Raw genomic sequence first — 11,410 nt, 5'->3', positions numbered from 1 at the left:
AGGCGGGTGCAGCAGCAGCCGGCACACAGGAGGATTCAGCGAGAGGAAGGCGGGCCGCGCGCGTCGAAGAGCGCAACCCAGCGGGCGAGAGCCTCGCCCTGCAGGAAAGCGAAGGTGGCCGACGGCAGCAAAACCGGCAGCACCACCAGCGGCACGCCGGGCGCGGCCGAGCCATGGGCGAGCTGGTCGTACAGCCGGCATTCGGCGTCGGTGTGATCGCCGAACAGGCTGGCCAGGTGATGAGCCGCGTGCTTGTGGACGACCTCCGCGGCCTGCGCCGCGGCGTCCGGCAGGCCCGGCACGTGCAGCGAACGGTGCATCAGCCCCAGCGTGCCCGCGAACCACAGCGCGGCCGCGAGCACGACCGCGAGCGCGCGGGTCAAGCGGGGGCGGGACTGTCGGATCGCGAGGTGCACGAAAAGGGCGTGTTCAGGCCATCAGGCCTTGAGGCGGGACGCGAAGGTCTTCTGGAACTTCTCGACCTTCGGGCCGACGACGAAGGCGCAGTAACCCTGGTTCGGGTGGTTCAGGAAGTAGTCCTGGTGGTAGGCCTCGGCCGTCGAGTAGTTGGCCAGCGGGGCCACCTCGGTGACCACGGGCGAGGAGTAGGTCTTGCTGGCCCCGATCTCGCGGATGACGTCTTCGGCCACCTGCTTCTGGGCTTCGTCCGTGTAGTAGATGCCGCTGCGGTACTGGGTGCCGACGTCGTTGCCCTGGCGGTTGAGCGTGGTCGGGTCGTGCACGACGAAGAAGATTTCGAGGATCTCGCGCAGGCTGATCTGCGCCGGGTCGAATTCGAGCTTCACCACCTCGGCATGGCCGGTGCGGCCGGTGCAGACCTGCTCGTAGGTCGGGTTGACGGCCTGGCCATTGCTGTAGCCCGATTCGACGTCGAGCACGCCCTGCACGCGGTCGAAGACCGCCTCGGTGCACCAGAAGCAGCCTCCACCCAGGACGATGGTTTCGGTGGCCGACGATGAAGTGGACATGGTGCTGCTCCGGCGGAGGTTGAAAAGGCGAACCCGATATTGTCGCGGCTTGACGTGACGGATGCCCGTCACTACATTACTAACCCACGAGTCATTAAGAGTATGTCCACGCCCCGCTCCTTCGTCGACAAGATCTGCCCGGTGCGCGCCAAGCGCGAGCGCCGAAAAGAGGCGCGCCCCGGCGAACTGCTGGCGGCCGCGCTCGATCTGTTCGTCGAGAAAGGCTTTGCGGCGACACGTTCCGAGGAAGTGGCGGCCCGCGCCGGCGTTTCCAAGGGCACCCTCTTTCTCTACTTCCCGAGCAAGGAAGAGCTCTTCAAGGCCGTGGTCATGGAGAACCTCGGAGGCCGTTTCACCGAGTGGAATGCCGAGTTCGAGGCCTTCGAGGGCACCACCGCCGACATGCTGCGCTACTGCATGAACGTGTGGTGGGAGCGCGTCGGCAAGACCCAGGCCTCGGGCCTGACCAAGCTCATGATGAGCGAGGGCGCCAATTTTCCGGCACTCGCGGAGTTCTATCGCGAGCAGGTGGTCCGGCCCGGCCACGAGCTGCTTCGGCGCATCTTCCAGCGCGGCATCGACAGCGGCGAATTCGCGCCCATGGACATCGACCACGCGATCTACTCGGTGGTCGCGCCCATGGTCTTTCTCATGCTCTGGAAGCATTCGGCCATGGTCTGCGTCGACGCAACGGCGGCGCTCGACCCCGAAAAATACGTGGCGACCCAGGCCGAAGTGGTGATCAACGGCCTCAGCGTGCGTCCCGGAAGGCCGACCGAACCGGGGGTGTCATCGGCGGCACCTAAAATTGAAGGTTTGTCCTGAGCCCACAAGGAAAGCCACGCCATGAACCCCACCCCCACCCTCGAGCGCTTGCGCTTCAACATGATCGAGCAGCAGATCCGTCCCTGGGACGTGCTCGACAACGACATCCTCGAGCTGCTGGCCCGGATCCACCGCGAGGACTACGTCCCCGACGCGCACCGCACCCTCTCGTTCTTCGACATGGAACTGCCGCTGCTCGACGGCTCCGTGCCCGGCGAAATCATGCTGTCGCCCAAGGTCGAGGCCCGCACGCTGCAGGACCTGCACATCAAGAAGCACGAGACCGTGCTCGAGATCGGCACCGGCTCCGGTTTCATGGCCGCGCTGCTGGGCGCCCGCGCCGCGCAGGTGCTCTCGCTCGAAATCAACCCCGTGCTGGCCGCCCGCGCCGCCGAGACGCTGCGCCGCAACGGCGTGACCAACGTCGAGGTGCGCCATGCCGACGGCTCCGTGCCCCTGCCCAGCGGCCCCAGCTTCGACGTGATCGTGCTCAGCGGCTCCGTCGCACGCATTCCGCAGAACCTCCTGGGTTCGCTGAAGGTCGGCGGCCGCCTCTCGGCCATCGTGGGTGACGAGCCGATGATGCGCGCCCACTTCGTGACCCGCACCAGCGAGAGCAAGTGGGACACCATCCAGCCCTGGGACACGATGGCGCCGCGCCTGCTGAACTTCCCCGAGCCCTCGCGCTTCGCGTTCTGAGCATACGGTTGACCCAGAGCATGATCGACCAAGTCCGCCCCGCCGACCTCGCCGCCTGGTTCGCGCAGAACGCCGACGCCACCCCCGTGCTGCTCGACGTGCGCGAGCCCTGGGAGCTGCAGACGGCGAGTGTCGTCCCCCAGGGCTTCACCCTGGTGGCGATTCCGATGAACGAGATCCCCGGGCGGCTGGCCGAGCTGAATGACGGCCAACCCGGACTCCGGATCGCCTGCCTGTGCCACCACGGTGCGCGCAGCCAGCGCGTGGCCGCCTTCCTGCACCAGAACGGCTTTGACCAGCTCGCCAACGTGGCGGGCGGCATCGACGCCTGGTCCTCGCACGACCCCAAGGTCCCGCGCTACTGATTCTTTCCCCCAAGGACGTTCAATGCCCCCCAGGCCCCGGCTTTCGCCTCTTTCCGCAGCGCTCGCTACCACCTTCGCAGCCCTGCTCGCATCGCCGGCCCTGACCCAGGCCCAGACACTGAACGAACTCTACGAATCCGCCCGCGGCTTCGACGCCACCTACCAGGGCGCGCGGGCACAGTACGACGCGAACATCGCGCGCGCCGCGCAGGCCAAGGCCGGCATCCTGCCCAGCGTGGGGCTCACGGCCGGTGTGACGCGCAGCGACCTCGACATCGACACCCTCACGGGCACCGGCCGGGGCACCTCCGCCTCGCGCGACTTCAACACGCAGAACGTCGGCATCAACGCCACCCAGCCGCTGTACCGGCCCGCCAACTGGGCCACCTACGAGCAGGGCAAGCGCCAGGCCGAGATCGCGCAGGCGGTGCTCACGGTTGCCGAGCAGGACCTGATCGTGCGCGTGAGCCAGGCCTATTTCGACGTGCTCGCGAGCCAGGACAGCCTGGCGCTCGTGCGCGCACAGAAGGTGGCCGTGGCCGAGCAGCTGGCTTCGGCGAAGCGCAACTTCGAGGTCGGCACCTCCACCATCACCGACTCGCGCGAGGCCCAGGCCCGCTACGACCTGGTGATCGCGCAGGAAATCGCCGCCGAGAACGACCTGCAGGTGAAGAAGGTGGTGCTCGACCAGCTGGTCGGCCGTCCCGGCAGCGTGCCGGTGCCGCTCGCCGTGCCGGTGGTGCTGCCGACGGCGACGCCCGCCGACATCAACGCCTGGGTCTCGCAGGCCGACGAGGCGCATCCCGCCATCCGGCAGGCCCGCCTGGGCCTCGACGTGGCCGGGCTCGAAGTGGACAAGGCCAAGGCCGGCCACAAGCCCACGCTCGACGCCAACCTGGGCTACAACGTCACGCGCAACCCGACCGGCACCAGCACGAGCACCGTGGGCACGCGCGTCAACGCGGCCACGGTGGGCGTCACCTTCAACCTGCCGCTGTTCGCCGGCTTCGCCACCGAGAACCGCATCAAGGAAACCCTGGCGCTCGAAGACCAGTCGCGCAGCGTGCTCGAAGGCACGCGCCGCAGCGTGGCGCAGGCCACGCGCGCCGCCTACCTCGGGCTCGTCTCGGGTGCCGGCCAGGTGAAGGCGCTGGAAGCCGCCGAGGCGTCGAGCCAGAGCGCGCTCGACGCCAACCGGCTCGGCTACCAGGTGGGCGTGCGCATCAACATCGACGTGCTGAACTCGCAGAGCCAGCTCTACCAGACCAAGCGCGACCTCGCGCAGGCGCGCTACAACGTGCTGCTGGGCAACCTCAAGCTGCGCCAGGCCAACGGCACGCTGACGGTGGACGACATGAACGCGATCAACGCGACGCTGGCCAGCAGCGGCAGCGTGCCGGCCGTGCCGCCGGCCATCGGGCCCGACCGCGGTACGACGACGCCCGCGGTGCCCATGGCGCCGCCGAGCATTCCAGTGGTTCCGCCGGTGCAGACGCCGCAGTTCAATCCGCCCGCGCCGACGATGCCGACGGCACCCGTGCCGCCGGTGATCGTTAATCCGCCTGTGCGCTGAGCCGCCGGGCGCGGCTTCAGCTCTTTTCGATCAATCGAGCGTGGGCTCGGCCCGCGCCGGCTCGCCGCCCTCTTCCACCGGCTCGCCCTTCGCCGTCACCGGCTGCGCAGCTTGCGCAATGGCCAGCACTGCGGCAGCCGTGCGCTCGGCCGCCCCGCGGTTCGACGAGGAGAACGCCAGCGCGGCCTGCGCCATGGTGGCGCGGCGCTCGGGGTTCTCGACCAGCTTCAAGGCGGCCGTTACGGCCTGCTCCATGCCCTCGACGCGCAGCGATGCGCCGGCAGCCAGCGAAAGCTGCGCCGCCTCGGCGAAATTGAAAGTCGACGGCCCCATGACCACCGGACAGCCACAGGCCGCCGGCTCGATCAGGTTCTGCCCGCCCAGCGGCTCGAAGCTGCCGCCGAGCAGCGCCACGTCGGCAAGCCCGTAATAAAGCGCCATCTCGCCCAGCGAATCGCCGAGCCAGATCTCGGCCTCGGACGGCTGGCCCGCCGCGCTGCGGCGCGCCACCGCGAAGCCCTCGGCCTCGATCAGCGCCGCCACTTCGTCGAAGCGCTGCGGATGGCGCGGCACGATCATCCATTGCACGTCGTGCACGCGCTTGGAAATCGAGCGGATCGCGCCCTGCTCGGGCGGCACGGGCGAAGTCGCGCCGAAGCGCTTGAGCACTTCGAGCAGCATGCGCTCCTCGCCGTCGCGCGAACTCGCCAGCACCACCATCGGCTTGGGCAGGCGCTCGCGCAGCGAAGCGGCCGCAGTGAGCTGGCGCGCATCGGGCGTGGCATCGAACTTCACGTTGCCGTAGATGCCGGCGACCTTGGCGCCGAGCGACACCAGCCGGTGGGCATCGGCCTCGGTCTGCGCCCAGACGGCCGTGAGGGCCGAGTACGCAGGCCGCGCCAGCCAGGCAAGGCGCTCGGCGGCGGCCAGCGATTTCTCGTTGAGGCGCGCATTGGCCAGCACCAGCGGAATGCGGCGCTCGGCGCAGGCGGCCGTCATCTCGGGCCAGACCTCGGTTTCCATCAGCACGCCGATGCGCGGCTGGAAGCGGTCCAGGAAGCGCCCGACCGCGCCCGGCGTATCCCAGGGCTGCCAGACCTGCGTGTCGCCCGGCTCGAGCAGCTTGGCGCCCTCCTCCCGGCCGGTGGCGGTGCCGTGCGTGAGCAGGATAGGCACGCCCGGGTACTGCCGCCGCAGCTCGGCGATGAGGATGGCGGCCGCGCGCGTCTCGCCCAGCGAGACCGCGTGCACCCAGCACTGGGCCTGGCCGGTGGTGGCTTCGTCGTAGTAGCCGAAACGCTCCTCCACGGCCACGCCGTAGCCGGGCTCGGCCTGCGCGCGGCGCCGCAGCTTGCGGCGCACGAGCGGTTGCACGACGGTGGTGAAGACGCCGTAGAGGCGCAGCAGCAGGGAACGCACGATTCAGCGCCCCACTACACCGTTGCTGAACCCGTAGCGCGTGAAATTGCCGCGGCCTTTCACTCCAGGGATACCGTGGAACCGGCTTTGCCGGGCCACCGGTATCGCCCCCTGAAAGGGGGTTGGCGTAGCGACACGAAGTGCGCGAAGACTGGGGGTCATCCTAGTGCGCGGCTTCTGCCAATTTGGCGTCGGGCTTGGCGGTCTTCAGCAAAGCCAGCATCTCGGCTTCGATGCGCTTGAGCGCCGCATCGGTCTGCCCTTCGAAGCGCAGCACCAGCACGGGCGTGGTGTTCGATGCGCGGATCAGCCCGAAGCCATCGGGCCAGTCGACGCGCAGGCCGTCGATGGTCGAGACCTGGGCGGGCGCGGCAAAGGCAGCGCTCTTCACCAGCTTGTCGACCACCGCGTGCGGCTCGCCCTCGGCGCAGGCCACGTTCAGTTCGGGCGTGGAGAAGCTCGTGGGCAGCGCGTTGAGCACGGCATTGGCGTCCGGGCTCTTGCTCAGGATCTCCAGCAGGCGGCAGCCCGCATAGGTGCCGTCGTCGAAGCCGAACCAGCGCTCCTTGAAGAAGATGTGGCCGCTCATCTCGCCGCCCAGGGGCGAGTCGATTTCCTTCATCTTCGCCTTGATGAGCGAGTGGCCGGTCTTGAAGATCATCGGCTTGCCACCCGCGGCCTCGATGGCCGGCGCCAGACGCTGCGAGCACTTCACGTCGTAGACGATGGTGCCGCCGGGCACGCGCGAGAGCACGTCCTGTGCAAACAGTTGCATCTGGCGGTCGGGGAAGATGTTCTGGCCGTCCTTGGTGACGATGCCCAGGCGGTCGCCGTCGCCGTCGAAGGCCAGGCCCAGTTCTGCGTCGCCGGTGGCCAGCGCCGCGATCAGGTCCTTCAGGTTCTCGGGCTTGCTCGGGTCGGGGTGGTGGTTGGGGAAGTTGCCGTCGACCTCGCTGAAGAGCTCGGTCACCTCGCAGCCCAGGGCGCGGAAGATGGCCGGGGCCGAGGCGCCGGCGATGCCGTTGCCGGAATCGACCACGATCTTCATCGGGCGCGCCAGCTTGATGTCGCCCGCAATGCGCTTGATGTATGCATCGGTCACGTCGACCTTGCGCACGCTGCCACCCGGGGCGAGCTGGGCAGAGCCGGCTTCCATGGTCCTGCGCAGGGCCTGGATCTCGTCGCCGTAGATCGCGCGGCCGGCCAGCACCATCTTGAAGCCGTTGTAGTCCTTGGGGTTGTGGCTCCCGGTGACCTGGATGCCGCTGGTGCACAGCGTGTGGGCCGCGAAGTACAGCATCGGCGTGGTGACCGCGCCCACGTCGATGACTTCGATGCCGGTGGCCACCAGGCCCTTGATCAGCGCCTCGGCCAGCGCCGGGCCCGACAGGCGACCATCGCGCCCCACGGCCACCGACTTCTCTCCCGCCGCGCGGGCCGCGCTGCCAAAGGCCCTGCCGAGCGCTTGCGCCACCTCCGCATCGAGAGTGACCGGCACGACGCCGCGGATGTCATAGGCCTTGAAGATCGACGCGCTGAGCTGCATGGAGAGGCGTTTCCCTGATGGTTTTGCAAACCGGGCATTGTAGGCAAGGGCCCGGCTGGCCACATGTCCGGAAACGGCCAGTTGAAACGAGTCGAAACCGTATCATTTCTCCATGCCTGCCAACCACCATTCCACCGAAGCGCTCGAGAGCGACGCCTGCTACCTGGCGATGAAGACGCATGACGCGCGCTTCGACGGGTCGTTCTTCACCGCGGTGACATCCACCGGCATCTATTGCCGCCCGGTCTGCCGCGTGAAACTGCCGCGGCGCGAGAACTGCCGGTTCTTCCGCCATGCGGCACAGGCCGAGGCCGCGGGCTTCCGTCCCTGCCTGCGCTGCCGGCCCGAATTGGCACCGCGCGCGGCCAGCTGGTCGACCGAAGACGCCTCGCGCATCCTCGCGCTGCAGGCGGCACGGCTGATCGACGAGCCAGACGCCTGGTCGGAAGACGGCCCCGGCGCCGCGCAGATCGCGGCACGCCTGGGCGTGAGCGACCGCCACCTGCGGCGCATCTTCGAGTCGCAGTTCGGCGTCTCGCCCCTTCAATACCTGCAGACGCGCCGCCTGCTGGCCGCCAAGCAGCTCATCGCCGACACGCGCCTGCCGATGACGCAGGTCGCGCTGGCCAGCGGCTTCGCCAGCGTGCGGCGCTTCAACGCGGCCTTCCTGGAGCACTACGGCCTGAATCCGAGCGCACTGCGGCGCGCCGGGGGCGACGCGGATGGCAGCGGTAGCAGCCAGGGCAAGGCCATCGAGGTCCGGCTGGGCTTCCGCCCGCCCTACGACGCCAACGCGATGCTGGGCTTCTTCGCGCGGCGCGCGCTGCGCGGCGTGGAGGTCGTCTCCACGGCCGGCGGCAAGGAGCCCGCCAAGGGCAGCACGCCCGAGTACGTGAAGCTGATCCGCACCCTGCGCATCCAGCAGGGCGCTCAGGCCCACGCCGGTTGGCTGCAGCTGCACTTCGACCTGGAACGCGAGCAGATGCTGCTGTCGGTCAGCGACTCGCTGGCCGCCGTGCTGCCCATCGTCATCAGCCGCGCCCGTGCCCTGTTCGACCTCGACGCGGAACCGATGGCGATCAACGCGGCACTGCACGCGGCCTTTCCGCACGGCGACGGACTGCGCGTGCCAGGCGCGGTCGATGGCTTCGAACTCGCGGTGCGCGCGGTGCTGGGCCAGCAGATCACTGTGGCCGCGGCACGCACGCTGGGCTCGCGGCTGGTCGAGGCCTTCGGCGAGCCGCTGGCCACGCCCGTCGAAGGGCTGAACCGGCTCTTTCCAACCCCGGCCGCCATCGCTGCCGCGAGCGGCGACGAGCTGGGCCGCCTCGGCATCGTGCGGCAGCGGCAGACGGCGCTGCACGCCATCGCCCGCGAAGTGGCTTCCGGCAAGCTGGCACTGCATGCGGGGGCCGACGTGCCCTCCACCATCGCCGCGCTGCAGGAGTTGCCGGGCATCGGCGCCTGGACAGCGCAGTACATCGCGATGCGCGCACTGCGCTGGCCCGACGCCTTTCCGGCCGGCGACGTCGCGCTGCAGAAGGCGCTGGGCGTGACCACCGCGCGCGCCGCCAGCGAAGCCTCGCAGGCCTGGCGGCCCTGGCGCAGCTACGCGGTGCTGCGAGCCTGGCATGCGCCCGGTGCGGCCCCTTCTCCTGTTCCGGCGAACGACGCCGGTTCTCCCCTTGTTGCAACGGCAGGCGTCGCAGCCTGAAGCGTCATGAAGTTCAAGAGCAAAGTCATCTACACCTCGCACATCGACACGCCGCTGGGCGGCATCACGATGGCCGCCACCGACAAGGGCCTGGCCGGCGTCTGGTTCGACCAGCAGCGCCACTGGCCCGACACCAGCGGCTGGGTCGCGAAGGAAGACCACCCCGCGCTGGTCGAGGCGGCCGCGCAGCTGCGCGACTACTTCGCCGGCAAGCGCGAGAGCTTCGACATGAAGCTCGACCTCTCGCACGGCACCGCCTTCCAGCAGAGCGTGTGGCAGCAGCTGCTGGCCATTCCGGCCGGCGCCACCACGAGCTACGGCGCGCTGAGCGTCAACGTGGGCAACCCGGCCGCGGTGCGCGCGGTGGGCGCGGCCGTTGGGCGCAACCCGATCAGCGTGATCGTGCCCTGCCACCGCGTGCTCGGCTCGGACGGCTCGCTGACCGGTTACGCTGGCGGGCTCGAACGCAAGACGGCGTTGCTGCAGCTCGAAAAGGCGATCTGAGCAATCCGGGCGCATAGCAAGAGAAAGAAAGAGATCGACCAGAGGACGCATGACCACAACGAAGAACAACATCGCCGCTGCCACTCCCGCCAAGCCCCTCGCACCCACCGCCTGGCTCATCGACCTGGTGCTGCTGGGCGCGCTGTGGGGCGCCTCCTTTCTCTTCATGCGCATCGGCGCCGCCGAGTTCGGCGCTCTGCCGACGGCCGCGGTGCGGGTGGCGATCGCCGCGCTGTTCCTGCTGCCCATCGCGCTGCTGCGCGGACAGGGGCCGTCGCTGGCGAAGCACTGGAAGGCCAGCCTGCTGGTCGGCGTCTTCAACTCGGGCATGCCGTTCGCGCTCTTCTGCTTCGCGCTGTTGACCATCAACACCGGCCTTGCGGCGGTGCTCAATGCCACAACGCCGATGTTCGGCGCGCTCGTGGCCTGGGCCTGGTTCCGCGAGCGGCCGGCGAACTGGCGGCTGGTGGGGCTGGCGATCGGCTTCGCGGGCGTGGCGATGCTGGCGAGCCGCAACGCGGGCCTGCATTCCGGCGCCAGCGGCAATGCGGCTCTCTTCGCGGTGCTGGCCTGCCTGGGCGCGTGCCTGTGCTACGGCATCTCGGCCAGCGCCACGCGGGCCTACCTGGGCGGCGTGCCCGCGCTGACCACGGCCACCGGCAGCCAGATCGGCGCCACCGCATTCCTCGCCCTGCCCGCCATCTGGCTCTGGCCTGCGCAGATGCCCAGCCTGCGCGCGTGGCTCGCGCTGCTGGCACTGGGCATCGCCTGTACCGGTGTGGCCTACATCCTGTTCTTCCGACTGATCGAGCGCGCCGGCCCGGCCCGCGCGCTGACGGTGACCTTCCTGGTGCCGGTGTTCGCGCTGTTCTACGGCGCGGTCTTCCTGGGCGAGAGCATCACGCAGTGGATGCTGATCTGCGCGGTGGTGATCGTCTGCGGCGTGGCGCTTTCGACCGGCATCGTCAAGCCCGGCTGGCCACGCAAGGCCGCGGCCTGAACGGGCATCGCGAGGCGCCTAAACGGCGCCCGCGACCACGTTCACCGAGAGCGCCAGCACCAGCATGTTGAAGGCGAAGGCCAGCACGCTGTGCAGCAGCGTGATGCGCCGCATCTCCTTGGAGGTCGCCTGCACGTCGGACACCTGCGAGGTCATGCCGATCACGTACGAGAAATAGAGAAAGTCGAAGTAGTCCGGCGCGTCGGGCGCATCGCCCTTGCCCGGAAAGTCGAGGCCGCCGTCGGGCGTGCCGTCGCGCTGGTCGATGTAGTAGCGGTGCGCGTAGTGGAAGGCGTAGATCGTGTGCATCGTCAGCCACGAGCCCGCCAGCGCCACCAGGCCCAGCGCGATGTGCGCCGCCCGCTCCAGGCCGCTCAGCCCCTTCACCTGCTGCAGCAGCATGGCGATGGCCACCACGCTCATCGCCACGACCACCAGCATCGACACCAGGATCACCACGTTGGGCTGGTCCAGCGACTGCGCCCGCTCGCGCGTGCGCCTCGCGTCGAAGGTGCTGGCCAGCCACCAGGACAGCACCTGGTACACGCCCACGGCCGCGCACCAGCCGGCCAGCCCGCGCGCCATGCCGCTCATCGGCACCGGCATCAGCGCGGCGACGACGGCGCAGCCCGCGGCCGCACCGTAGAGAAGACGCTGGGGGCCGGTGGTGGTGGAAAGGTGTCTGCGCATGACGGCACTGTAGCGCCCGCCAAGGCGCGCAATGGCCGTCGCGGCGTAGAGGAATTCCTACAACCACTGCGGCATTCCGCGCATCC

At 69.3% G+C, this 11,410-nt stretch carries 12 protein-coding genes; 7 read left to right on the top strand and 5 right to left on the bottom strand.

Annotated features, from left to right (window positions below; all coding sequences use genetic code 11):
* Positions 1-35: 35 nt before the first annotated feature.
* Both ABL844_RS10295 and msrA read right to left on the bottom strand, forming a co-directional pair.
* Positions 36-416, bottom strand: coding sequence for a hypothetical protein (locus ABL844_RS10295; protein ID WP_418131180.1), 381 nt, complete (start codon positions 414-416; stop codon positions 36-38).
* Between the two features lie 21 nt (positions 417-437).
* Positions 438-989 carry a peptide-methionine (S)-S-oxide reductase MsrA gene (gene msrA / locus ABL844_RS10290; RefSeq protein ID WP_418131179.1) on the bottom strand — a complete coding sequence of 184 codons (552 nt, stop codon included), beginning with the start codon at positions 987-989 and terminating at the stop codon, positions 438-440.
* A gap of 102 nt (positions 990-1,091) precedes the next feature.
* On the opposite strand from msrA, the gene ABL844_RS10285 reads away from it, so the two are divergent.
* From ABL844_RS10285 to ABL844_RS10270, 4 genes are read left to right on the top strand one after another with little or no spacing between them, the layout of a single operon-like run.
* Positions 1,092-1,814 carry a TetR/AcrR family transcriptional regulator gene (locus tag ABL844_RS10285; protein WP_126024090.1) on the top strand — a complete coding sequence of 241 codons (723 nt, stop codon included), beginning with the start codon at positions 1,092-1,094 and terminating at the stop codon, positions 1,812-1,814.
* Positions 1,815-1,835: 21 nt separating this feature from the next.
* Positions 1,836-2,513 (top strand): protein-L-isoaspartate O-methyltransferase family protein, encoded by a 678-nt coding sequence (locus ABL844_RS10280; protein WP_126024089.1) that lies wholly within the window; start codon positions 1,836-1,838, stop codon positions 2,511-2,513.
* A 20-nt stretch (positions 2,514-2,533) separates the two neighbouring features.
* Positions 2,534-2,878, top strand: a complete 345-nt coding sequence (locus ABL844_RS10275; protein ID WP_418131178.1) for a rhodanese-like domain-containing protein — start codon at positions 2,534-2,536, stop codon at positions 2,876-2,878.
* Positions 2,879-2,900: 22 nt separating this feature from the next.
* Complete coding sequence (locus ABL844_RS10270; protein ID WP_418131177.1) at positions 2,901-4,451, top strand: TolC family outer membrane protein; 1,551 nt, start codon at positions 2,901-2,903, stop codon at positions 4,449-4,451.
* A 30-nt stretch (positions 4,452-4,481) separates the two neighbouring features.
* Here the strand turns inward: ABL844_RS10270 and ABL844_RS10265 are convergent, their stop codons facing one another.
* Together ABL844_RS10265 and ABL844_RS10260 are read right to left on the bottom strand one after the other, a co-directional pair.
* Positions 4,482-5,870 carry a 3-deoxy-D-manno-octulosonic acid transferase gene (locus tag ABL844_RS10265; protein ID WP_184636071.1) on the bottom strand — a complete coding sequence of 463 codons (1,389 nt, stop codon included), beginning with the start codon at positions 5,868-5,870 and terminating at the stop codon, positions 4,482-4,484.
* Between the two features lie 163 nt (positions 5,871-6,033).
* Positions 6,034-7,416, bottom strand: coding sequence for a phosphomannomutase/phosphoglucomutase (locus tag ABL844_RS10260; protein ID WP_418131176.1), 1,383 nt, complete (start codon positions 7,414-7,416; stop codon positions 6,034-6,036).
* Positions 7,417-7,528: 112 nt separating this feature from the next.
* Between ABL844_RS10260 and ABL844_RS10255 the strand changes: the two genes are divergently transcribed.
* The 3 genes from ABL844_RS10255 to ABL844_RS10245 are packed head-to-tail and all read left to right on the top strand — an operon-like array spanning position 7,529 to position 10,634.
* Positions 7,529-9,130: a DNA-3-methyladenine glycosylase 2 family protein gene (locus ABL844_RS10255; protein ID WP_418131175.1), complete on the top strand. Its 1,602-nt coding sequence runs from the start codon at positions 7,529-7,531 to the stop codon at positions 9,128-9,130.
* Between the two features lie 6 nt (positions 9,131-9,136).
* Complete coding sequence (locus ABL844_RS10250; RefSeq protein ID WP_126024083.1) at positions 9,137-9,634, top strand: methylated-DNA--[protein]-cysteine S-methyltransferase; 498 nt, start codon at positions 9,137-9,139, stop codon at positions 9,632-9,634.
* 49 nt (positions 9,635-9,683) lie between these two features.
* A complete protein-coding gene (locus tag ABL844_RS10245; RefSeq protein WP_184636065.1) occupies positions 9,684-10,634 on the top strand; it encodes a DMT family transporter in 951 nt (316 codons plus the stop codon).
* Between the two features lie 18 nt (positions 10,635-10,652).
* On the opposite strand, the gene ABL844_RS10240 is transcribed toward ABL844_RS10245, so the two are convergent.
* Positions 10,653-11,324, bottom strand: a complete 672-nt coding sequence (locus ABL844_RS10240) for a DUF1345 domain-containing protein (RefSeq protein ID WP_369658862.1) — start codon at positions 11,322-11,324, stop codon at positions 10,653-10,655.
* Positions 11,325-11,410 lie beyond the last annotated feature (86 nt).

It is taken from the genome of Variovorax sp. 278MFTsu5.1 (assembly GCF_048305045.1).
Lineage (GTDB): Bacteria > Pseudomonadota > Gammaproteobacteria > Burkholderiales > Burkholderiaceae_C > Variovorax > Variovorax guangxiensis.
This window is presented reverse-complemented; position numbering and strand designations above follow the sequence as displayed.